Raw genomic sequence first — 23,271 nt, 5'->3', positions numbered from 1 at the left:
CGAAGATCGGCATCGCTTTGAACACCGGCCGCTCGAGAGCGGCCGGACTCCTGATTAGAACCGATGCGTCATGCCGACGATACCGGCGAGTTGGTGGTTGTTGCCCGAGTAGGCACTGCCGTTAAGATCGGCAACGGCCTGCTTACCCGTTGAGTCGATACCCGAAGCCGTTTCGTAGAAACCGATCGCGTAGAACGACGTGCGCTTCGACAGCGCGTAGGTCGCGCCCAGGTTGAACTGGTTATATTTCGCGCTGCCCAGGTTGTCCGCACCGCTGTTGTGCGTGTAAATGTACGCGCCGGCGAGTTGCAGCGCGGGGGTCACCTGATACTTCAGGTTGATTTCTCCCGAGTTGAAGGTTGCGGTGCCGCCCGTGTACTTCTGGCCGGCAATCGCGCCGACTGCATTGACCGAACCAAGGTTCTGGAACTGCGTGTTCGAATACAGCAGGCCGATGGTCGCCGGGCCGAGTGCATATGAACCACCCGCCACGATGATCTGTTGCGAACCAGCCGACGCATAGCCGCCGAAGATCTTGTTGTTCATGTTGTCGTTCGCGCCCGTGGCGGAAGACGACGGTGTCGACGAATTTCCCTGATTGCCGAACGTCGCGTAATACGGATCCTTGACGAACGTATAGCCGGCGCCGAGGCTGAGCGGGCCGTTCGTGTACGAGACCGCTGCGTCCACGACCGAGTTCTGCGAGAAATTGCCGGCCTGGCCGCCCAGGCTGTACAGCACGCCCACTTGCAGGCCATGGTAGTTCGGGCTCATGTACTTGATCGAGTTCTGAACGCGGTTCGAGGTATCGACGTTATCGACGTCGCTCGCGCGCGTGCCGTAGCCGAGTCCGGAAGCGGCCCAGTCGGCGCCCGACGCGAACGTGGAAGTCAGATCGTTGCTTGCCGAATACTGACGACCAGCCGTTACCGTACCCCAGTCCTTGCTGCTCAATCCGACGAAAGCCTTACGGCCGAACAGAAGGCCGCCCTGGCTAAGCGTGCCGGTGCCGGAAGTAAAGCCGCTCTCGAGGGTGAAGATCGCAGAGAGGCCACCGCCCAGGTCTTCCACGCCCTTCATGCCCCAGCGCGACGACGTTGCTTGCGAGAATGCGTACTCGTGCAAACCTTTGATGTTGTTGTTGAAAAGAATGCCTGTATCGACAATGCCATACAGGGTCACGCTGCTTTGTGCGTGCGCTGCGCTACCGAGCGCGCCAAGCGTGAGGAAGGCCACCGTAGTCTTGGTCAGTTTCATCTGTTTTTCACTTTATTTGGGTATGGGTCCATCGCTCCCGTAGTGAGCGTGACCCGATTGATTTTGGTGGCTTGATGCAAGTATCGTAAGGAATGCCACATAAGCTACTTGCACTAGCCTACCTTCTACGCACAAGAACGAACCAGCATCGGTCTTGCTATTCCCGTTCGCGCTCGAAGCGCTGACGTTTTCGATTGGATATGCTGCGTCGCCAAATCAAAACTCGGCAAAAATAGCCCACGCTGAATTGTTTAGGGAGCGAAATTTTTGCCTTGTCTGATGCTCGCAACGGACGCGAAACGGATCAAATTTTTCACCATGTGTGATGCAATAGCGTCACAAAAGGCAGCTATAAGCGCGTGCGCGTCAGTGGACGTTGGTGGATAGGCCAACGCCGATGAGCGTATGGCGGCTTCGACTGAGCACTGCCTACCCTCGTCCTACCACCTCTTGTCCATTCGGCTAAAACAAACATTTCGCCTACAGGATTGAAGGCGAGCGAGGTGGTGTTGTACCAGGTGATCGCACTCGATGCGAAGGCTGTGGTGCACAGCCGTCTCACTGCAAAGCAGGTGGCAAACCTGCTTGCGGAGGCGTCGTAGAGAGCGAGGGAAGCTGACGCCACTGCAAACGTTCCGGAAGACAAAAACTCGTCATCAGGAAGCACCGCAACGTCAAAGGCGGATGTACTGCAGCGATCGGTTGTAACGGCGCACTGAGCTATCGGGAAGGTCGACGCGCGGTGGAGGGGGTGTCCGAATCGTTCGGAGGTTCGTGCGCTGAGACGGTTGTTGTCCGTCTCAGTGCGGCCAGAAGCGGCCATTACAAAAAGTTGTAGACTCGCGGCTAATCTAGCTATCGATTGACGAGCGCAATATGAATATTCCTTTTTCAGGCGGGTGCGCATGCGGATCGGTTCGCTATGCATGTGTGCGGGAGCCCGTAGCCATGATCAACTGCCATTGCAGAGACTGTCAGCTCTCAAGCGGCGCTCCTTTCGCGTCAGGCGTCATCGTCAAGACTGCCGACCTTGAGATCAGTGGTAAGCCGAAAACATATGCAGTTCCTGCAAGCAGCGGTGGTCTTACCACTCGTAGTTTTTGCCCTGACTGTGGAACCCCTTTGTTCACGCAAAGCGCAACTTATCCTCAAGTCACTTCTATCCGATTTCCCTCGCTAGATGACACCTCTGACTTTAAACCAACGCTAGACATATATACCGCTAGTGCGCAACCGTGGGTTTGTTTGGATCAAACAATTCCTCACTTTCCTCAGTCACCGCAGCAGTGAAAAGAACCTGCTGTCTAACTGGGTTTTTACCAAACCACGTTAGATCGATCCTATTCCGATGGTGCATGCCAACGTCCGCTTGCCAGTATCTGCCTTATCTAAGGTCGCGCGGTATTGATTGCGGTCGGTCAGCGTTCGGCCAATACCGACCTTTCGCCGCTCACGTACAAAATACGTTCCTCAGAGGCGCATAATCATTCATTGAATTGCGCTTCCTTCGGTCGCCAGAAGCGGCCGCAAGCAGCGCACCCTACCTGCTGCATTTGCGGAACGGCGAGAATCCTCAATTTGAAGGAGTCTGAGAATGACTATCAGCGGCGTGGCGCCGGGCGAGCCAATCAACGTTGGTCAATTGAGCATTCAGTACCTGATTGATGGAACCGCCACAGGCGGGATGGGCGTTTTTGAGTTGACTGTGCCCCCTACCTCGCAAGTTCCGCCGCCACACAGCCACACACATAACGAAGAGTGCGTCTATGTGCTGGAGGGCATGCTTCGGTATTCGGTCGACGGGGTAGTCCGGGACCTAACGCCGGGAGAATGGATGTTTACCCCACGCGGATCGGTCCATCACTTTAGCAACCCGCACAATGGCACGGCCCGCGCGCTGATCGTCTTGACGCCCGACATTGGTGCCCAATATTTTCGTGATGTCGGAGCAATCGTAAATACCGGCGGCCCGCCCGACCGCGAGAAGCTTATCGGTGTCATGTCCAGGTACGGACTCGTGCCGGCGCCGCCACCGCCGCCACCGCCACAATAAACAGCGGTCACCCAACGATTGCCTGCAGAGGACTGCGGCTCCGCGGAGCCTTTGAACCCAGACGTCGGTCGCCCGGCACCGCTACGTTTTTCAGTGGCGATCAACGTCGATCTTTTTGACCATTGATCTGCGCGGTGCAATCAGGCGGTAACCGCTAGAATTGCGGCTTTAGCCCGGAATACGCCAATGTCTTTTGCCTCGCTTGGCCTGATCGATCTCTTGCTGCGTAATGTGCAGGACCTCAATTACCAGACACCTACGCCGGTGCAGGCCAAGGCGATTCCTGCGGTGCTCAGCGGCAAGGACGTCATGGCTGCAGCACAGACCGGCACTGGAAAAACGGCGGGTTTTGCGCTGCCGCTGTTGCAACGGTTAGTGCAACACGGCCCGGCGGTGTCCAGCAACCGCACGCGTGTTCTGGTGCTGGTGCCCACGCGTGAACTGGCCGAACAGGTGCTGCAAAGCTTTATCGTTTACGGCAAAGGCCTCGATTTACGATTTCTGGCCGCTTACGGCGGCGTGAGTATCAACCCGCAGATGATGAAGCTGCGCAAAGGCGTGGATGTGCTCGTCGCCACGCCGGGCCGTTTGCTCGATCTCCATCGCCAGAACGCAGTGCAGTTTGATCAGGTACAAACGCTGGTGCTGGATGAGGCCGACCGCATGCTGGATCTGGGCTTTGAGCGCGAACTCAACGCCGTCTTTGCTGCCTTGCCCGCTCAGCGTCAGACTCTGCTGTTCTCTGCCACGTTTTCCGACGAGATCCGCGCGATGGCGGCGGGCATTCTGCGTGGCCCGATCAACATCAGCGTCAGCCCGCCCAACGCCACGGCCAGCAAGATCAAGCAGTGGGTGGTGACGGTGGATAAAAAGAACAAGCCCGACCTCTTCATGCACCTTGTGGCTGAGAACAACTGGGAGCACGCGCTGGTGTTCGTCAAAACCCGCATTGGCGTGGATTATCTGGCGGCCATGCTGGATGATGCGGGCTATGCGGTCGACACCATCCACGGCGACAAACCGCAGCCTGCGCGCCTGCGTGCGCTGGAGCGCTTCAAGACGGGCGAAGTACATATGCTGGTCGCCACCGATGTGGCTGCGCGCGGGCTGGATATCGACGACCTGCCGCTGGTGATCAACGTTGATCTGCCGATCGTGGCGCAAGACTATGTGCACCGTATTGGCCGTACCGGCCGCGCGGGGGCCAGCGGCGTGGCGGTGTCCCTTGTGTGTGCCGATGAAGCGCCGCAACTGGCCGCGATTGAGGCATTGATCCGGCAGACGCTGCGCCGTGAAGAAGAGCCGGGCTTTGAAGCCGAACACCGCGTGCCGCAAACTAGCGCGACGGGCCAGATCATCAAGAAACCCAAAAAGCCTAAGAAGCCGAAAGTGCCGCAAGCTGCGCCGGGCGCCACGCAGGTGCTCAGCAACAAACCGCGTCCGCAAAGTGGCGAAAACAAACGCAAGCCAGCAGCGCAACGCGCTGTGGCCGAAGGTAGTAGCACAAGCTTTACAAGCGGTAGCCCGTTCAGCGTGCAAAAGCCGCGCAGCAAACCCGCCAGCAAGCCCGCTGCGGGTTCACATAAGCCGGCTGGCAAACCCGCTGGTGGCCGCGGCAAACGCCAACCCTGATCCGTGGGGATGAGTAACGCTAGCCCTGGAACAGGCTGGCGGTTTGCGGCCCGCTGGCAGACAGCGGCGCGGCTTTGGCGTGCATCAGGTCAAATTTGAACCGATTTCTCACGATGGTCACGTTCCGCGTATGGCGCAGCTAACCTGGTTAAAAAATCCGCTATGAATACGGCACCTGATCTCGAAGATGGCAGGGCGCTGTCCGTGATCCACATAAATGGTCCGATCAACAGCGGTAAATCGACTGTAGCGCATGCTCTCGCGTTAATACTGCCCAACGCAAGATTCATTGACGGTGATGACCATGACGCAGTAGCGATGCACCCCGGCACCAACAAATGGGCGGCCGCCATAGCGCGTATTGAACGCCAGATCGAGATCGCCGACTGTCGATATCTGGTGGTGGCGTATCCCATCGACGATGAGGAGTTCGAGCAGCTTCTCGCCACCTGCAAAAGGCGTTCAGCTCGATTCTTTGTGGTAACGCTGAATCCGCCTCTTGAGACAGCGTTGTCTGATCGAGGCGCGCGGAAGCTTACCGCGTGGGAAAAGAAGCGAATTGTTGAAATGTACAAGGAAGGTTACCAGGCACGTGCGTTCAGCAGTTTGCTTATCGATACTTCTTGTCGCTCGCCACAGGATTGTGCAAGGACAATTTCAAGCTATGTCGAGGGGGCTGATTAGCGATTGAGGTTGCTCGATATGCGGCCGGTGGGCGCCGCAAAGCGCAAGCGGCTTTGCACTCGTGCGGCCGGAAAAGAGACAGCCCTGTACGTCCGGTGGGCTATCATGCCTATCCTCTCCGAAGTAGCTCCTTATGATTTCCATCCGTAATGTCACGCTGCGCCGTGGCGTCAATGTCGTACTCGACCGCGCGTCCGTCACCTTCACCCCCGGCGAAAAGATTGGCCTTGTCGGCCGCAATGGCGCCGGCAAGTCGTCTTTCTTCGGCCTTCTCAACGGCACGCTGCACGAAGACGGCGGCGAGTTCTCGATCCCCGCTGCATGGAAGATGGGCCAGGTCGCGCAGGAGATGCCGGAAACCGAGCAGAGTGCGACCGACTTCGTCATCGACGGTGACACCATCCTGCTGGCCGCGCAGGCCGAAGTAACCGCCGCTGAGGCCAGCGACGACGGCATGCGCATGGCGCACGCCTACATGGCCCTGCACGACGCCGGTGCACATGATGCCCCCGCGCGTGCCCAGGCGCTGATCCTGGGCCTTGGGTTCAGTGCTGCGCAGCTTAGCCAGCCGGTCAACAGTTTCTCGGGCGGCTGGCGCATGCGACTGCAACTGGCGCGCGCGCTCATGTGCCCGTCCGACTTGCTGCTGCTCGACGAACCGACCAATCACCTCGACCTGGACGCGCTGGTCTGGCTGGAAGCGTGGCTCAAGCGCTACGAAGGAACCATGGTCGTGATCAGCCACGACCGCGAATTTCTCGACGCGGTGACGCAGGTGACCGTGCACGTCGACAACGCCAAGCTGGTGCGTTATGGCGGCAACTACAGCAAGTTCGAAGAGATGCGCGCCGAGCAACTGCTGTTGCAGCAGGCCGCGATGGCCAGACAGGCGGACAAGATCGCCCACCTGCAGAAATTCATCGACCGTTTCAAGGCCAAGGCCTCGAAGGCGAAGCAGGCGCAGAGCCGGGTCAAGGCGCTCGAACGCATGGAGAAGATCGCACCGGTGCTTGCCGACGCGGAGTTCACCTTCGAATTCAAGGAGCCGCTCAACGTCCCGAACCCGCTATTGTCGATGCTGGACGCGAGCTTCGGCTATCCCGCGCCGACCGACGCAGCGCCGGACACGCCGCCGACGCTCATTGTGCGGGGCATCAACCGCTCCGTGCTGGCCGGGCAGCGCATCGGCATTCTCGGCGCCAACGGTCAGGGCAAGTCGACACTGGTGAAGACGGTGGCGCACGAGCTGGCGCCGATTGCCGGCGAAATCAGCGAAGGCAAAGGCCTGAACATCGGCTACTTCGCACAGCAGGAACTCGACGTGCTGCGTCCCCTCGACACGCCGCTGGAACACATGATCCGCCTTGCGAAGGACACGCCGGCGCACCTGCGTGCCCCCGGCCAGAGCGGCACCGAACAATCGCTTCGTACCTTCCTCGGCACCTTCAACTTCAGTGGCGACATGGTCCATCAGGCGGTCGGCACGATGAGCGGCGGCGAAAAGGCGCGGCTCGTGTTGTGCATGATCGTGTGGCAGCGCCCCAACCTGCTGCTGCTCGACGAGCCTACCAACCACCTCGACCTGGCCACACGCGAAGCGCTAGGCATGGCACTCAACGAATTCGAAGGCACAGTGATGCTGGTCAGTCACGACCGGTCCCTGCTGCGCGCGGTATGTGACGAGTTCTGGCTCGTCACCAAGGGTGGCGTCGAGCCCTTCGACGGCGATCTGGACGATTACCAGCAGTTCCTGCGCGACGAAGCCCGTCGCATGCGCGAGCAGGCTGCCGGGGAGCAGAAGGTCATCGCCTGAGTTACTCCCTGCAGTTCCAGTTTGGAAGCTGCCATAGCGCTCGCATCGAGTCGAATGGCCGCTTAGGGCCGTCCTGAGCCGGTCATCATCGGGCTCAATTCGGCCACAAGCGGTCATTCGCCGGCGCATTCGGCCGGCCGCTGGAACGTCCGGTGCGCCCCACGCCGTTGCCGTTTGCGAAAGTGGATGATAGCGCCGTGACGTTGCGCCTTGTGCCGTTCAGGTTTTCATCGAACGGGAGTTCTCAGCTTCAAGCTTCGTCGAACCGGCGCCACACAATCCTTCGGACGTCCACAGACTGGGTTCTTACAGGGACGCGTAACACCGACCGGGAGAGGTCCGATTTACGTAAAGCGCCGAAGCCACGCCAGATCGTCTGGGTATTTAATGAGGTCCTGTGTGGCGGGACACACCTCTATTAACAGTCCAGCAGTTTGGTCATTTGAATGACCGTGTGCGACGAGAAAAGCCGATCACACCAGCAAGGTGACGTCTGCCCAGGCGATCAACGCGACGGCCGTCATCTCGAGTGCGGACATGCCGATTCCGGCGCCCGTCCACAAGTAGGCCCACGACAACGCGACGACGGCGACGATGCCGAGCGGTGATGACGCGCTCACGTCCGAGGATATTTTCGACGCTGCTCATGCGGCAGCGCGATGCCGGATCGGCCCTTTGTTATTCAAGTGCAGTCGCGCGAACTGCACGTGAGTCTCCTTAAGATCCAGTGCGATGTTTCCTTGCGAACGGCGGGTACCGGAGCCGATTTCGCCAGGGCACGGATAGGCGAGAAGCACAGTGAACGTCTTGATCATCGGGTAACCTCCGATTCGGACGCGCACACGTTGAGCCACCAGCGAAGCACGACAAAGCGGGTGAAAGCCGTCATGCCAGAACGGCTTCACCCATTGGCAATAATCATCATTGTGGTGAGCAATCAGGGGCGGGCATTCCGTGCCTCTGCTCACTGCCCGCCGTAAAGCGCGTTCAAGCGATCCAGCGTGCCGTCCTTCTGGGCGCGCTGCAATTCCTGAATGACTTCCGCGCGAGTCTTGCCATGGATGGCGCCGCTCCCGCTACTGCCCGCGGGCGTACCGCCGACGGCGTCCGACGTCATCGCTGCGTTGCTGTCGGAGGCCGTGCTGGATGTGTCAGTGGTGTCGCCCGCATAGGCGAGCGTGGTGCACAACGTCAATGCGGCAATCGGGATCAAAGTCAGAGTGTTCATCGTATTCTCCACATGGTGCATGACATGCCCGACGCCAATCGAATCACGCATTGCGCCGGGATTTCGTGCCGCCTCGAAAGGCATCGAAGGCTCTTGCGAGGACGTGGCACGCTCTTGCAATACCAGGGCAGAATGTCCTTTATTCTCGAGTTATCTCCTTTTTTATCTCCTGCAACTTGCTGCCTTGGTGTCTATGGATGTTCTGCTGGTTGTTTTCGCCGGAACGATTGTGGAATTATTTGTCTGATCCGTAAGCAGAACGTTGGTGTAACTGGCGCAAGCCAACTCAAGGCGCCGTCCCGATGGGCAAGTCAAATCTCCCACGGCCCATCATGCCTGTCCGGCTCTTCGGCGAGCCGACGGCTGCGACTCCGATAACTTGTCCATTGGTCAGGTTCTGGGCCCAATACGCTTCTATTTTCCCGACCAGGTCCGGCGGCGGGGTGCCGTAATTTTCAACGGCTGCCTCTCCCCGGCCCTCAATGAGAGCCCACCGGAAGAACGCTAGTGCAGCGTTCGCATCAGCCTTGTCCTTGGAGTCGGCTTTCAGCAGGATGAATACGACGCCAGGAATCGGCCAGGCCCGGTCGCCCGGCGGATTGGTGACGAGCTGGTAGAAATCATCCGCACGGCCCCACGCCACTGTTTCCACCGCAGCCCTGAAACTCGCGGCCGATGGCTCGACAAACGCGCCAGTTTTATTCTGAACGGTTGCATAGGTGAGGGGCGCGGGACCCGTGTAGGCTAGTTCGACATAGCCGATCGCGCCTGTGATCCGCTTGACATAGGTGGCGACGATCTGGCTGCCTGAGGCGTTGAGCCCCACGGGCCATTTGACCGTCAGGCCGCTGCCCACCTGCTCGCGCCATTGCGCACTCACGGCGCTCAGGTAGCTCGTCCAGTTGAAGGTCGACCCGGACCGGTCACCGCGATGCACCACGACGATTTTCAGATCAGGGAGCGCGAGCCCGGGGTTGACTGCCTTGATGGCCGGGTCGTTCCATTCGGTGATCTTGCCCAGATAGATGTCCGCCAGCAGCGCACCCGTCAAGCGAAGCTGTCCCGGCGCAATGCCATCGAGGTGGACCACCGGCACGAGGCCGCCCGCCGCCACCGGAAATTGGATAAGTCCGAATGTGCGCAATTCGTCGGGTTTCAACGGCATGTCCGAGGCACTAAAACTCACCGTAGCCGCTTTCAGCTGATCAATGCCGTTCCCGGAGCCAGTCGGACGAAAACTCACCTGCTGGCCGGTTTTGTCGTAATAGGAGGCGGCCCATTTCTGCGCCAGGGGATCGAAGAAGCTCGAGCCGGCGCCCGTGATACCTCCTGCGGCTTGCGCGGCCAGCGCATGACTCGCGACGAGGCATGCAACCGCGATCCGACGAAACACCGGCCGCAGGTCGCGGGCCGTTCCAGCAATAAGTGCGGAGATGAGAGCGACAACAGTTCGCTGGAATCTGGCGTTCATGGCGGCGACCCCCATCGAGATTTTGGGCTACGCCTGCCCACCCCGCTCAAGGATTGCGGCACGCCGGCAGGTACCCCTGCACTGTATGCGCTGACCCCATTCGTATTAATAAGGCAACCTTCCTAAACGAGGCTAGGGGATTGCCTTATTCGGTAACCGGGCTCCGCCTATTGGCTCTCGATCCATTGAATTGCGAAGCGCATCAGCTCCTTGCCGTTACGGATATTCAGCTTTTCTTTGATGTTGGCGCGGTGTGCCTCGATGGTCTTGACGCTCCGATTCAGTTTCTCGGCGATTTCGCGGGTACTGAAGCCGAGTCCGATCAGGTGCAGGACCTCGAATTCCCGTTCCGAAAGGCTCGCAATTGGGCCCGCCGGCATTCTTCTGGGGCCCGCAAGAGACCGCGCCAGCGTTTCATGCATGGCGGCGCTCAAATAAATATTGCCGGCCAGCACTTCGCGGATGGCGCTCACGACATGCTCTGTGGCCTCGAGTTTCATCAGATACCCGTTTGCTCCGGCTCGTAGTGCGCGTTCGGCAAACAGGCTTTCGTCATGCATGCTGAGGACGAGGATGGCCAGATCGGGATAGCGGTGGCGGAGGGTTTTGACAAGATCCACGCCGGAGTCCGATTGCAGACTGATGTCCACAATGACCATGTCGGGCTGGCAGGTCATCGCCGCCAAGGCTCCTTCGGTGCTGCCGGCCGCGCAGCAGACGTGCAGATCCCCTTGCAGATTCAGCAAGTGCGTCATCCCCTCCCGGATGATGGGGTGGTCATCCACGATCAGAATTTGAGTTGCACGGCCAGGGCTAGACGATTTCCCGTGCATGGTCCGGACCCTCCGGTAGCGGATAGCTGATGGCGACCGTGGTGCCGCCCAAAGCATTGCGGGCCACCATGCAAGAGCCGCCTAGAAGGCTCGCCCGGTGACGCAGGTTGTGAAGTCCCAGTCCTGAGGCTCGCCCCATTTGCTCCGGGCCGACGCCCAGCCCGTCGTCACTGATCGACAGCGTCTGCAAACTGCCTATGCGCTCCAGGTCGATCCAGATGTGACGGCCTCCGCTATATTTCAGCGCGTTGTTGACTGCTTCCTGTGCGGCACGGTAGAGGTTGATCTGCGTCGGCGCATCCAGCAAGTCCACATCTGGCCTGATCCGAAGCACGCAGTCTATGCCATTGAGCGTGCGAGCCGTCTCCGCCAGCGCATGCAGTGCGGCCGCAAGGCCACCATATTCCATGGCGACCGGGTCCAGGCCATGGGCAATCCTGCGGGTCATCAAGGACGCCTGCTTCACCAATCCGACAATGGTAGCGGCATCGTCGGCGGCCGGGTGGCCTTGCATCTGCAATTTCTGATTCAAGGCGGTGCTGTACAGACCCAGGCTGGTCAGGTGTTGCCCAAGTCCGTCATGCAGTTCCCGGCCGAAGAGTCTCTGCTGCTGATCGCCAATCTGGATCAGTTCTCCTTCCAGTACACGGCGCCGCGCCATCTCCTCCTTTAGTTCGTTGTTTGTCTTCTCCAGGTCTTCGGTTCGCTCCTGGACGCGCCGCTCCAATTCGATATGGGATGCCTGCAGCAGGCTATGGACGCGCTGCTCCTGGGCACGTACCGCCACCAGCAGCAGTCCGGTTACCGCCATGACGTTCGCGAAGGTGCACCACCTCACGAGGCTGTCCACCGGAGATTCGGCGGCGAAGGGGCCCGTGCCGTGGGTGGTACCCCAGATGGCCACGACTGAGACCATCAAGGTCGCGATGCTGGTGCCCAGGTGATCGAAGCGCAGAGCCGCCCAGATGATGAACGGAAAGATCGCCAAGGCTGCGGGATAGTAGCCGTGACCGGCAAGTTGCGGGGCGCCGAAGATAAGGTAGCTCACCCAGAAGGTCGCAATGGTCAGCCCGCACGCCTCTACGATCTGCTCCGCGGAGCGGACAGGGTTCGAATACGTGAGGAAGCTGAGCAGAGGCGGGGCCACGACCAGGACCCCCATCATGTCACCGAGCCACCATTTCAGAAACGCTGCGCCGTACTCGGTGAGCGGCACCAGACCGCCTCCGAATAATGCGGTCGCGCCAATTAGCGCACTCACGGCCGTGCTGAGCGTCGCCGCCAGGACGATGAGGGCTAACACGTCCTTGATGCGGTCGAGGGTGATCTGGAATCGGGCTACACGGTTCAGCAGTATTGCTGCAGTCAAGGCTGCAACTGTCGCGCCGGCGCTAATCGCCGCGGCCACTGGCAACGGCACGCCCACCGACACGTTGGCCAGGAAGGAGCCAATGACGATTCCGGGAGCAATTTCGAAGCCCAGAGCGAGCAGCGCAACAAGGGCGATGCCGCTGGAAGGCCACACCAGAGACACTGCGCCGCCCACTACCGCATAAGCAAGTCCTACTTTTGCGCCGGCGTAGTACACCAATGCCACGAGCCCGGTGTGCAGGAAGAGCCTAAACCCGGAATTGCTCCGAATAATGACCATTGTTCGCTTCAAACCCTCTACGCGAGCGACGCCTCATGCGCCGCGGCACAGCCAGCAAGCAGCAATCCTGAGGAACCTCTCAGTATGGCGAATTTGATGCCGGGATGACGCAGGTCACACACCTCATATCTACTATGAACCTACGTCAGAATTCTTCTGCGCGCCATCGCACATGCGAGGGGTCATCATGGCAGTGCAAGGTGAGTTCGTTCAGGCGGATGTCATTCCGCCTGACCAGGACTTCGGGATCGAGAGACGGTGATTTCCGATCAAGGGGCCATGCCCGGATTCGAGGCGGCGCCGGATAATCGGGAAGAGTCGCCAAAGTCGGTTGCCTCGTGGCCGGGCAAAAGACATGCGAGTTACCACCACTCCTCGTGATGGCGATTGAAGAGGCTGGCGTGGTTCATCAAGCGCAGGTTCCGGCTCACTTGTGAATCGCCCCTGCAGCGCTGCGAAAGGTATTCGCCGTTTCGGGCTTAACCTTTGATTGAACCACGCCGTTTTTTACTCAACGTTCAGTCATGGTGGCGACGTTTGTGATGGCGCTTGTCCGGTCGGTAGCCGCGGGCATAGTCGTCCGCGTACGAATTGGACCGCGACATGTTGCCGCCAAGTGCTGAACCCGCGCCGCCGCCCACCGCCGCGCCGACGAGGCCGCCTGTGCGGCCGCCCATCGCATTGCCTGCCGCAGTGCCGGCACCGCCCCCGAGCGCGCCACCGATGATGGCGCCCGTGCGCTCCCTGCGGTTTGACGTGACTGCGCCGCCGGCGCCGCCGCCGACTGCACCGCCAATGACGGAACCCGTGCTGCCGCCTACCGCGCCACCCAGGGCAGCGCCGGCTACGCCGCCGAGCGCGCCGCCAAGCGCATTGTTCATATCGCTCGCCACTGCCGGTAACGATGCTGCAGTGGAGAGCGCTGCAATGGCAACCATCTGGAAGATTCTCTTCGACATAAAAGGTCTTTAGTTTTTGGGACGGCGCCGAGTATAACTGCTCTCCGAAAGGTTTTTGTAACTTGCCGGCTAGGACCCCGGTAAGAGGTGTAACAAAATGATCCGACGGCTTTTTAGTGAAACGCTTTCGGCACCATTGGCGTCAGGCAGCCAGGAAGCGACCTTCACTGGAGATCCGTCACGGACACTGGAATGGCCGTTACCACGCCAAACCGTGGATAGGCGCGACGGCCACGAAGATAAATAACGGCAGGTCAATGCGAAGCGCCACGATTCCACCCGGTCAGTCGATCGTAGGGAGGACGAACCGTTCACTGAACGTAAGATTAACCCCCACGAGCGGTCCGCCGAGTTGCTGAAGCCGGCCGCCCTCTGCGAGAGAACCTAGATTGAGACTGTAGAAACCGATCTCCTCAATCAGGTCGCTCACCGTCTTTTTGGCGCCGGTATCGTCCCCGGACACGAAGAACGCGGTCTTCCGCTTTGACGGCGAGAAATCCGAGATCCAGGACATCGGAACGGTGTTGAACGCCTTGACGACCTTCGCTCCCGGCGCGAGATCGGCGACGATCTCGCTCGACGTCCGACCGCTTATGTCGCCCAGCATCAAAGGCTGAGCGCTGGCAACGCGGTTGGTTGTATCCACGAGGATCCGGCCCGTCCAGTCGCCGACCGAAAACAACGCCGCCTGTACGTTCCACCATTTGACGGCAAGCACGACGAGGTCCTGCTCCGCAGCCTCTTTCGCCGTTCCGGCGGTAGCGCCGGAGCCCAACTCCGCCACAAGGGCGGCGAGTGAATCAGGCTCACGCGAGTTGCTGAGTACAACCTGGTGGCCTGCCAATAGGGCGTGCTTGGCGATCGTTTGGGCGACAGGCCCGGCGCCGATAAAGCCGATTTTCATTTCGAATTTCCTTGCTGATATGGGGTTGATCATTCATGGAGTGCCGGCGCAATCCGGCGACCGCGCTCAACGTTCAAACCATGCTAGCCATATTACTTGCAAAAAACAAGTAAACAACGGAAATTTACTTGCGACGTGCAAGTGATGTTAGGATCTATCCATGAAGACGACATGCAAAGAAGACGTTCGGTCCCATTGCGCCGTGAACTACGGCGTGGAGATCTTCGGCGACCGGTGGTCGCTCCTGATCGTTCGCGACATCGTTTTTGCTGGCAAGAAGACGTATGGCGAGTTCCTGAAATCGGAAGAGGGAATCGCGACCAATGTCCTTGCTTCCCGCCTTGCCTTTCTTGAGGAGCAAGGGATTCTATCGAGGGCGCCCAACCCCGACGACGGGCGCAAGGACTTCTACACTCTGACCGAGAAGGGCCTGGACCTCATTCCCATCGTGCTTAACATCGTCCTTTGGAGCGCGAAGCACGATTCGAAGTCGTACGTGCGGCGCAGCAAGCAGTTCGTCGCTCGATTAAGTCGAAACCCCATGCAGGCGAGTGAAGAGGTGAAGGCGCTGGTCCGCAATGGCGGATGTATCTTTCCTGAGAGCAAGGAATGAGCAAAACGGCAAGCACGTCCCGTCACATCCCACGAACGATATGCACACATCACCGGCTACAAGGTGCGGCGACTAGCGGGGCCGATGTCCGAAACGGTCCTGGAAACCGCCATTAATGTTTCACCAACCCCAGCGGCTGTTCAGGGTCGAAGTGAGCCGGTTATCATCGGGCAGGGTTCGGCCAGTTACGGTCATCCGAAGGGGCACTCCGACCCAACGTGAGCACTCGGGCTAGCTCTCGTTATGCGCGACCGTTATGCGGCGACGGGTGCGGGCCTCAACGTCGTACATGTTGAAGTCATTCATCGTTCTGCCATAGAGGTGCAGGCCGACTGCGCGAGAGCGCTCTTTTGGTACACCGGTAACGTGAATGTGATCGGGATTGGGTACGAAGCTGGTTACTGAACCGTGCCGTAGCAGGACAATGCCCCCACGCACCAGGTCGATTTCTTCGTCGGCTCCGCGATCTGGTGACAGCCTCACATAACTACGTTCCTCCAGAACGCCTTCGACCACGCCAACGACACCCCAACTCCCGTGATCATGCACTGGCGTCCACTGACCAGGAAGCCAAACGAGCGAGTACAGTGAGAGACCTTTGTCCGGGGCCTCGTAGATGAGGTTACGGGTATAGCTCACGTCGCTGCTTCGATAGTGACGGGGTTGCAGAAACGTACCGGCATGGTCGATCAGATCGAGCATCAGCGGCGCGAGCGCGAGCACACAGTCGGCCGGGATTGACTGTAGATGGCTTTGAGCGGTGGCCTGGTTGAAGAAGCCTTCGAGAACGTGAGAGGTCATGGGTAATTGGTGGCTCCGGCCGGTTTGCGGGCGACTCGCGACGCCAGGTGGTCAGCGGCGCGACCCGCGCCGTTGACTGGCCGTCATCGGCGTTATGTCGGCTGCCTGGTGATGCGCAAGTAGGGCTTGATCGTCTTGAAGCCTGGGAAAGTCTTCTCGGCTTCTTCGTTGCTGACCGCCGGTGTGATGATGACATCTTCTCCTTGCTTCCAGTTCACCGGCGTCGCCACTTTGTGCCTGGCGGTGAGCTGCATCGAATCGAGCACACGCAGGATCTCGTCGAAATTGCGGCCGGTTGTCATCGGGTAGGTCAGCATCAGCTTGATACGCTTGTCCGGGCCAATGATGAACACCGAGCGCACCGTTGCATTGGTGGCGGCGGTGCGGCCTTCAGACGTGCCTTCTTCCTCTGCGGGCAACATGTTGTACAGCTTGGCAACGGCAAGATCGGTATCGCCGATCATCGGGTAGTTGACCTTGGCACCCTGCGTTTCTTCGATATCGGCCACCCATTTGCCATGGCTTTCGACTGCATCGACCGACAGGCCAATCAGCTTGGCGTTGCGGCGCGTGAACTCCGGCTCGATGCGGGCCATGTAGCCCAGTTCGGTCGTGCACACCGGGGTGAAGTCCTTGGGGTGCGAGAACAGGATGGCCCATTGATCGCCGATCCAGGCGTGGAAATCAATCGTCCCCTGGGTGGTATGGGCGGTGAAGTTGGGCGCGATGTCGTTGATGCGGAGTGACATGGTAGTTTCCCCCATGGAGTGCGCGGGTTTGAACGAAGCAGCCAGGCATGCGTGGTGCAATACAGTTCAGGTGCGTGCGGAGGTGCTTGCGGCAGCTGACGAAGCCTTCTCGCCAGAACCAAGGATATCGGTTACGAGCATCTTCGGACACGGTCAAAATTGACTGATTGACTTTCTTTATACCCAGGTGGTGCAATGCTCCCATGCCTGACTTTCGTCTGTTATTAATCGATGACCATGCCTTGTTTCGAGAAGGGCTCTGCCTGGTCTTGCGCCGGCATTTTCCTGAGGCGAGCATTGTCGAAGCGATTTCCGTGACCCAGGCGATTAACCTGGTGAAGGATGCGCCTGATGTGATCCTTTTGGACATCCTGTTGCAGGGGCCGGACGGCATCGAAGGCGTAGCGATATTTCGTCAGCGCTGGCCTCAAGTGCCGGTGATCATGCTGTCATCGATGGCAGCTCCTGAGACTATTGCGGAAGCTTTGGAGCGCGGTGCGTTTGCATTCGTTTCGAAAGCCGACAGCAGTAGTGCAATTGTCCAGACTGTTGAGCGCGCCCTTGTGGCGACCGAACCGGGCATCGCCCGCGATAGCGCGGTTTCTTGCGCAGGCGAGAATCAGTTGATCAGGCTGACGGCCAGACAGTCGGAAGTTCTGCAGCTTTTATGCGATGGATTGCCAAACAAGGTCATTGCCAGACGCATGTCACTATCCGAATTCACCGTGCGTGGCCATGTGCAGGCAATTTTCGGTCTGTTGGGCGTCACCAGCCGCACCCAAGCCATCGTCTCTGCGCGCAAGCATGGACTGGTCGCCTGACTTACGAAAACTCTGGAAGTTGCCGGAGGACCGCCTGCTGGTTGAGCAGTTGCGGCTGTTGTATGGCAACGTGGGCGTGTCCGTCATCCCAGCAATCTTATTGGCGCTGTTACTGGTTTACGCCCTGCAAAATGATGTGAACTACCGGGCCTTGATGCTTTGGTGCCCAGCCGTAATCTTTTCCAAGCTCTACGCTGCATTCGACGCTCGCAAGCGTCTGGCCGGTGTCATCGCACCCGCTCAGGCCCGCAAGCTGGTCATCAACCTGGTCGTCATGCATGCCGTGGATGGCGTTGCATGGGGGGCGCTGGCGTGGGTGGCCCTGGGTAGTACGACCACGACCGGAAGCATCATGGTGCTTGCGGTACTGACGGGCATATTGGGCAGTTCGATGTCCTTGCTTGCCCCGGTATTGCCCGCCTTCTTCTCATTCTCGTTGGCCGTGATATTGCTGGCGACGTCGTGGCTATGGCTGTCGGGGGACTCGGCTTATCGGGCACTGTCACTGACAGGATGGCTATACGCGGTCAGCCTGGTTGGGCAGGCCCGTAACAGCAATGTCGCGGCGTTGGCCGCCATCAGGCTGCGCTTCGAAAATCTTGACCTGATCAGGGCCGCCGAGGACGCTAGACGCACGGCTGAATATGCAAATCTGGCCAAAACCAAGTTTCTCGCCGCCGCCAGCCACGACCTGCGTCAACCGATTCACGCGCAGGGCTTATTTCTCGATGTCCTGGCGCACAGTGGACTATCGATGCATCAAAGTGACGTGCTGAACAGTGCCCAATCCGCCTGGCAGGCATCCAGTGACATGCTTGATGCATTGCTCGACTTTTCCCGCATTGAAGCAGGCGTGGTTCAGCCATGCCGCCTACCCTTCGATCTACAGGGCCTATTGAACAAGGTTGAGAATGACCTGGCCCCGCTGGCCGATGCCAAAGGCCTGGTTTATCGTTCGCGCGAGACCAGCGTGACGGTGGACTCCGACGCCCGCCTGGTTGAAATGGTTCTACGCAACCTCGTCTCGAATGCGATCCGCTACACGGCGCATGGTGGCGTTCTGATAGCGTGCCGTCGCCGGGCGCAGCATGTCCAGGTGGAGGTTTGGGACACCGGGGTGGGCATTGCTGAGTCTGATCAGCAAGATATCTTTCGCGAGTTTCATCAGCTTGGTAATCCGGAACGGGACCGCAACAAGGGGCTGGGCCTAGGCCTGGCTATCGTACAGGGCTTATCTACCGCAATGAACCTGGAGCTCTCGCTTTCTTCGCGACCTGGTAAAGGGAGCGTATTCAAGTTCGTCTTGCCATTGACTGAACTGGATTCGCCACTACAAGCGCCAGGGCCCCTCGGTACGTTGCCTAAAGATTTGCGTGTGCTGGTGATCGACGATGACGAAGCGGTCTGTTCGGGCATGGTGCGTTTGTTGGAGAGCTGGGGATGCCAATGTCAAGCGGCAAGCTCTGTTAAGGACGCGATAGCTGCTGCACGTGTGTGTGCACCGTCGATCATCATCAGCGACTATCGACTTCGCGAACAACAGACTGGGGCACAAGCCATTAGTGCTTTGCGCGCCGCAGCAGGGATGAATCTACCGGCATTGATTATCACGGGAGATACGGCTCCCGAGCGACTTCGCGAGGCGTCCGCAAGTGGCGACCCACTGCTGCACAAGCCTGTTAAGCCCGAACAGCTTTATCAAACATTGATGAGACTCGTTGTTTGAATTCGGCGCGCGCCTCGGACTGAGTCAGCTTGATCAGGCGATAGGACGTGTTGCCGAGCGCTACGTACGCGAACAGGTTGCGCGGTCTGGCGGCTAGCGCGGTCTGGCAGGCGCGGTTTGCCAGGGCCGGCAAATCGTGTGCGTTGAGGCCAGCGTACTGTTCTGTAGACCGTATTAATACTATCTCTGTCGCGACAATAAATTTGTCAACCGCGGAGCCTGGTGCCACTGGACCAGGCGGCGGGATTCGTCGAGGCAGATGAATCACGATGAAGTCTCGAATAAATTTGGCGCATCTATGATTGTGCTTTCAATCAAAATGGAGATACACCATGGGAGAGAACCATCGCAGGACACTGATCAAGTCGACCGCGGCGCTCGGTCTGGCCCATCTTTGTGGCCTTGGAAGCCTGAGCGCTTTGGCAGCGTCGGCTGTGTCGGGCAAACACATCAAGCCCGGGAGCAACTCTGCATTGATCGTCGTGGACGTGCAAAATTGTTTCATTGATGGCGGAACGCTGCCCGTAAAAGGCGGCGCCGAGGTCGTTCCACTCATCAACGAGTTGGCTGGCAAGTTCGAGAACATTGTTATTACGCAGGACTGGCACACGGCGGGACACGCGTCGTTCGCCAGTTCTCATCCCGGTAAGAAGCCGTTCGAGACGGCGCAGTTATCGTACGGTACCCAGGTCTTGTGGCCGGACCATTGCGTGCAAGGCACCGACGACGCCGCACTCGACAAGGACCTCAAGCTGCCGACTGCACAGATAATCATACGCAAGGGTTTTCACAAGGACATGGATAGTTATTCCGCATTTGAGGAAGCCGATCACAAAACAGAAACCGGCCTCTCGGGATACCTGAAGCAGCGGCGTATCGACACCGTGTTTGTGACCGGACTGGCGACTGACTTCTGCGTTGCATGGACAGCAATGGACGCCCGCAAGGCGGGGTTCAAGGCTTATGTCATCGAAGACGCAACGCGTCCGATTGACCTCAACGGCTCCCTTGCGGCTGCGCGAAAAAACATGGATCGCGTGGGCGTAAAGCGGATTCAGTCAAAGGATATCTTGTCGACGTGAGCGGACGGCTCAGATTACTGCCCTGGATATCGCACAACCTTGCAGGCTAAGGTTGTGCCTTGGGTGTCGGACGTGTCCAGGAATGCTTCAATATTTGGATGGTAGGTTGTCGGCGGATATCAGGCCGAAAGCACCGCCATTGCTTACGGCTACGACGTGAACTGGTACGACTTCGAATCAGCTGCCGCCCGTGACGGTTCATCCCGAGCGGTCGGATCCGCCGTCCATGCCTATTACGATCCGGGTAACCCGTCACGCTCCATGTTGGACCGGGCTACGTTTGACCTGGTGGACGCGATAAATATGGGGATCTTTATTCTGGTGCTTGCCAGGACTGTGGACTTTCTGCGCTCGGGGCGACGGCGTACCGAACGCCGGTCCCGTTGATGTAATGCGCTAGTTCCGTTCGCCCGGCCATTGGCTCAGTTGGCGGCGATCAATGGCTGCTTTGCGGCACGGCGAAAATGGTCGGCGCAGGTTGCGGCTGCCAATCGCTGGCAGGCAGAGTTCGGCCACAAGCGGACCTTTGCGTTAACCTATTGAATTGTCGACAATTCCGAATTTTGTTTCGCCGCCTGATGCGTACTACCGCAAACTGCGTGCGCCCGCAGTCAGAGGGTGACCTCGGTGCCTGCAGCCGCACGTGTACGCCCATAGGCGAGCAACATCATAAAACTGAGCAGGAAACTGAACCCGCCGATCAGCAAGAGGCCAATCTCCCCAAAAACGGGTAGCAGATTTGTCAGAAACCCCGTGACAACCCATGCGATCGCCATTATGGATCCCGCAACGCCGAGCGCCCAACCCTGCCGGTCTTCACTGACCGCGTCAGAGAAAGCCGTGTACATCGTCGTGTAGGCAACCATGTCGAAACATCCGACCAGTGCCGCGAGACACCAGAGCGCTATCTCATGAGGAAACAACGCGGAGAGAATCTGGCAGACGCCGGCGATCAACAGCCCGGTTTTGGCAATCTCGACCACGCTCCAGAAGCGAAGCATCAGTCGCACGATAAACAGCAGCCCGAGCACAAAGCACAAGCCGATCAATCCGCTAAACAGGCCGAGCCCGGAGCTGGTGTAATGGAACTTCGCTTGCAACAGCAGCATGATCGTCTGCAGGTAGAGCCCGTAGCCGACTTGCATCAGGAAGAACACGATCGAGAGAAATGCGACGCTCCTATGCATCGCCGCCTGATAAATGATGCGCAACGGCAGCATCAGGTCGATGTGAACCCTTCCAGACGCCGGTGCGGTGTCCCGATAGGATACGGCTGTCCAGATCGCACAGACAATCGAAAGCGCCCCCACAAGCAGGAAAGGCGTTCCGTAGTTGAAGATCGGCGCGATGGTCCTGTCCGACGCTATGCCGCCTAGTACTGGTCCGACGATCACGCCTGCACTGAAAGCTAGCGACATGATGCTCATGTTGTACGCTTTGTTCTCCCGCGTGCTGAGGTCGGTGATGGCCGCCTGCGCAATTCCCTGACATCCAGCCATCAAACCGCTCAAGCCGCGACCGATCAGCAGAAGCCATACACTCGGCCATAGAACTCCGAGCGCCATCAGGAAATAGCTGACGGCCAGCCCTGAAACGCAGAGAAGCAGGATCTTTCGACGCCCGTAGCCATCGGAAAGCTCGCCCATCAACGAAGATCCGAAGAACATACAGAACGGATAAATGCCATAACCAAGCCCAAGATAAAAGTTGCGCGCTTGCGGGCTGGAGCCGTTGGCAAGCATGCCTGCGTGCGGATCGCTGAATATGGCCGACATCATCGGATAGACCAATCCAAAGCCCATAGCGTCAATGGCGATCGCTAACAGGCACGGACCGAGGAGTTTCAGGTTGAGTTTTGACATGTGCGTTTTGTCGGGCGTGTAGATGTTGTTCGCTACAGTAGCGTTCACTCTGATCGCCCGGTAGCCCTTCACGAGCGATAACGCTTATCAGAGAAACTGATAGGATCAACGGCATGGATATATTGGCGGCGATGCGGATATTTGTTCGGGTGGTAGAACGCGGCAACATGTCGAGGGCTGCGCGCGACCTGGGAATTGGACAACCCGCGGTAAGCGATCGTATTGACCGATTAGAGAAACATCTTGGCGTGAAACTGCTTCGCAGAAGCACGCGAGTCGTGTCGTGCACTGACGAAGGCACCCTGTTCTACGAGCGCAGTAAGCAGGTCATCGAAGCCGCGGAAGAAGCCTGTGCAGTGGCGTCGCATCGGGATCGCACGCTTCAGGGGGTATTGCGAATCGCTGCCCCGCAGGGACTTGGCGAAGTGGTTATGCCGCACATCCTGATGGGGATACGCGAGGAGCACCCGAAACTCAATCTCGATCTGATCCTGAACGACCAGATCGTCGACCCTATCACCGAAGGTGTCGATATCTCCTTGCGACTCGGTCAGCTTGGCGAAGGCAGCTATATCGCCCGTCGGATTGGCCATGTTCGAAGGGTGCTCGTCGCATCGCCAGACTATCTGGGACGCACTGCCGAGCCGCATGGTCCGGAAGACCTCATTAGTCACCCGTTTATCCGGGTGATGGGCGTGTTCGGCGACGGCATCCTTCGTCTCGTCGACCCACGGGATCGCCTCGTTCCAGCTCGTATCAAAGCAGCGGTCAACATGAGCCACTGGCGCCCTGTCTACGAGTCACTAGTCGCTGGCGCCGGCATTGGCGTACTGCAAGAGCCGGTTTGTGCACAAGCGATCGCCAGCGGCCGCCTGGTTCGATTACTCCCCCGGTACACCGTGCCGGGTTTTGACTTGCATGCTCTGGTTGCGCGTCCCGTTTCTTCAAAGACGCGCACCATCATGACAGTGCTTGAAAAGGAATTGCAGGCGGCCCTCCAACGCCTTACCTCTCAATCAGAATAGCTTTCGATTCAAATGTAGTTCGAAACTCTTGCGTGGATGAGGGGCATCCCGTTGAGCGATCTCATGCGGGTGATGAGCCAGTGAATGTGCCACGTCTGCAGACGCCC

21 protein-coding genes and 2 pseudogenes are annotated in these 23,271 nt (G+C 58.8%); 11 read left to right on the top strand and 12 right to left on the bottom strand.

Annotated features, from left to right (window positions below):
- Positions 1-54: 54 nt before the first annotated feature.
- Positions 55-1,257, bottom strand: coding sequence for a porin (locus tag ACOSV0_RS35710; RefSeq protein WP_434112655.1), 1,203 nt, complete (start codon positions 1,255-1,257; stop codon positions 55-57).
- A gap of 876 nt (positions 1,258-2,133) precedes the next feature.
- Between ACOSV0_RS35710 and ACOSV0_RS35705 the strand changes: the two genes are divergently transcribed.
- The 5 genes from ACOSV0_RS35705 (at position 2,134) to ACOSV0_RS35685 (ending at position 7,439) form a co-directional block, all read left to right on the top strand.
- A complete protein-coding gene (locus tag ACOSV0_RS35705) occupies positions 2,134-2,547 on the top strand; it encodes a GFA family protein (RefSeq protein WP_434112653.1) in 414 nt (137 codons plus the stop codon).
- 304 nt (positions 2,548-2,851) lie between these two features.
- The gene (locus ACOSV0_RS35700; protein WP_434112652.1) at positions 2,852-3,310 is read left to right on the top strand and encodes a cupin domain-containing protein; all 459 of its coding nucleotides are present in this window, start codon (positions 2,852-2,854) and stop codon (positions 3,308-3,310) included.
- 186 nt (positions 3,311-3,496) lie between these two features.
- Positions 3,497-4,942: a DEAD/DEAH box helicase gene (locus ACOSV0_RS35695; protein ID WP_434112650.1), complete on the top strand. Its 1,446-nt coding sequence runs from the start codon at positions 3,497-3,499 to the stop codon at positions 4,940-4,942.
- Positions 4,943-5,104: 162 nt separating this feature from the next.
- Entirely contained in the window at positions 5,105-5,626 is a 522-nt protein-coding gene (locus ACOSV0_RS35690; RefSeq protein ID WP_434112648.1) for a shikimate kinase, read from the top strand.
- A 133-nt stretch (positions 5,627-5,759) separates the two neighbouring features.
- On the top strand, positions 5,760-7,439 hold the full coding sequence (locus tag ACOSV0_RS35685; RefSeq protein WP_434112646.1) for an ABC-F family ATP-binding cassette domain-containing protein: 1,680 nt from the start codon (positions 5,760-5,762) through the stop codon (positions 7,437-7,439).
- 506 nt (positions 7,440-7,945) lie between these two features.
- Here the strand turns inward: ACOSV0_RS35685 and ACOSV0_RS35680 are convergent.
- The 8 genes and pseudogenes from ACOSV0_RS35680 to ACOSV0_RS35645 all read right to left on the bottom strand — a co-directional run.
- Positions 7,946-8,087: pseudogene (locus tag ACOSV0_RS35680) on the bottom strand (DUF2182 domain-containing protein); the annotation flags it as partial.
- Positions 8,084-8,209, bottom strand: a pseudogene (locus tag ACOSV0_RS35675) (DUF1326 domain-containing protein); the annotation flags it as partial. The pseudogenes ACOSV0_RS35675 and ACOSV0_RS35680, both read right to left, overlap by 4 nt.
- A gap of 194 nt (positions 8,210-8,403) precedes the next feature.
- Entirely contained in the window at positions 8,404-8,667 is a 264-nt protein-coding gene (locus tag ACOSV0_RS35670; RefSeq protein WP_434112645.1) for a DUF4148 domain-containing protein, read from the bottom strand.
- Between the two features lie 286 nt (positions 8,668-8,953).
- Positions 8,954-10,138 (bottom strand): phosphate ABC transporter substrate-binding protein PstS, encoded by a 1,185-nt coding sequence (gene pstS, locus ACOSV0_RS35665; protein WP_434112644.1) that lies wholly within the window; start codon positions 10,136-10,138, stop codon positions 8,954-8,956.
- A gap of 167 nt (positions 10,139-10,305) precedes the next feature.
- Positions 10,306-10,893 carry a LuxR C-terminal-related transcriptional regulator gene (locus tag ACOSV0_RS35660; protein WP_434116023.1) on the bottom strand — a complete coding sequence of 196 codons (588 nt, stop codon included), beginning with the start codon at positions 10,891-10,893 and terminating at the stop codon, positions 10,306-10,308.
- A 58-nt stretch (positions 10,894-10,951) separates the two neighbouring features.
- Positions 10,952-12,622, bottom strand: coding sequence for an MASE1 domain-containing protein (locus ACOSV0_RS35655; RefSeq protein ID WP_434112642.1), 1,671 nt, complete (start codon positions 12,620-12,622; stop codon positions 10,952-10,954).
- A 518-nt stretch (positions 12,623-13,140) separates the two neighbouring features.
- On the bottom strand, positions 13,141-13,581 hold the full coding sequence (locus tag ACOSV0_RS35650) for a hypothetical protein (protein WP_434112641.1): 441 nt from the start codon (positions 13,579-13,581) through the stop codon (positions 13,141-13,143).
- Positions 13,582-13,864: 283 nt separating this feature from the next.
- A complete protein-coding gene (locus tag ACOSV0_RS35645; protein WP_434112639.1) occupies positions 13,865-14,485 on the bottom strand; it encodes an NADPH-dependent F420 reductase in 621 nt (206 codons plus the stop codon).
- 160 nt (positions 14,486-14,645) lie between these two features.
- Between ACOSV0_RS35645 and ACOSV0_RS35640 the strand changes: the two genes are divergently transcribed.
- A complete protein-coding gene (locus tag ACOSV0_RS35640) occupies positions 14,646-15,098 on the top strand; it encodes a winged helix-turn-helix transcriptional regulator (RefSeq protein ID WP_434112637.1) in 453 nt (150 codons plus the stop codon).
- A 231-nt stretch (positions 15,099-15,329) separates the two neighbouring features.
- On the opposite strand, the gene ACOSV0_RS35635 is transcribed toward ACOSV0_RS35640, so the two are convergent.
- Together ACOSV0_RS35635 and ACOSV0_RS35630 are read right to left on the bottom strand one after the other, a co-directional pair.
- Positions 15,330-15,899, bottom strand: coding sequence for a cysteine dioxygenase (locus tag ACOSV0_RS35635; RefSeq protein WP_434112635.1), 570 nt, complete (start codon positions 15,897-15,899; stop codon positions 15,330-15,332).
- Positions 15,900-15,991: 92 nt separating this feature from the next.
- Complete coding sequence (locus tag ACOSV0_RS35630; RefSeq protein WP_434112633.1) at positions 15,992-16,648, bottom strand: peroxiredoxin; 657 nt, start codon at positions 16,646-16,648, stop codon at positions 15,992-15,994.
- Between the two features lie 203 nt (positions 16,649-16,851).
- Here ACOSV0_RS35630 and ACOSV0_RS35625 point away from each other — a divergent pair, with 203 nt between their 5' ends.
- The 4 genes from ACOSV0_RS35625 to ACOSV0_RS35610 all read left to right on the top strand — a co-directional run bounded on the left by ACOSV0_RS35625 (position 16,852) and on the right by ACOSV0_RS35610 (position 20,664).
- Complete coding sequence (locus tag ACOSV0_RS35625; protein WP_434112631.1) at positions 16,852-17,469, top strand: response regulator transcription factor; 618 nt, start codon at positions 16,852-16,854, stop codon at positions 17,467-17,469.
- On the top strand, positions 17,453-19,195 hold the full coding sequence (locus ACOSV0_RS35620) for an ATP-binding response regulator (RefSeq protein WP_434112629.1): 1,743 nt from the start codon (positions 17,453-17,455) through the stop codon (positions 19,193-19,195). Before ACOSV0_RS35625 ends, ACOSV0_RS35620 begins: the two co-directional genes overlap by 17 nt.
- Positions 19,196-19,527: 332 nt before the next feature.
- A complete protein-coding gene (locus ACOSV0_RS35615; RefSeq protein ID WP_434112627.1) occupies positions 19,528-20,277 on the top strand; it encodes a nicotinamidase in 750 nt (249 codons plus the stop codon).
- Positions 20,278-20,433: 156 nt separating this feature from the next.
- Positions 20,434-20,664, top strand: a complete 231-nt coding sequence (locus ACOSV0_RS35610; protein WP_434112625.1) for a DUF3592 domain-containing protein — start codon at positions 20,434-20,436, stop codon at positions 20,662-20,664.
- 224 nt (positions 20,665-20,888) lie between these two features.
- Here the strand turns inward: ACOSV0_RS35610 and ACOSV0_RS35605 are convergent, their stop codons facing one another.
- Positions 20,889-22,139, bottom strand: coding sequence for an MFS transporter (locus ACOSV0_RS35605; RefSeq protein ID WP_434116021.1), 1,251 nt, complete (start codon positions 22,137-22,139; stop codon positions 20,889-20,891).
- Between the two features lie 113 nt (positions 22,140-22,252).
- Between ACOSV0_RS35605 and ACOSV0_RS35600 the strand changes: the two genes are divergently transcribed.
- On the top strand, positions 22,253-23,164 hold the full coding sequence (locus ACOSV0_RS35600) for a LysR family transcriptional regulator (protein WP_434112623.1): 912 nt from the start codon (positions 22,253-22,255) through the stop codon (positions 23,162-23,164).
- The last annotated feature ends 107 nt before the right edge of the window (positions 23,165-23,271 follow it).

The organism is Paraburkholderia caffeinilytica, assembly GCF_051027425.1.
In the GTDB taxonomy this organism is placed as follows: domain Bacteria; phylum Pseudomonadota; class Gammaproteobacteria; order Burkholderiales; family Burkholderiaceae; genus Paraburkholderia; species Paraburkholderia caffeinilytica_A.
The sequence above is the reverse complement of the archived record's forward strand: the minus strand, read 5'-3'. Positions and strand labels throughout refer to the sequence as shown.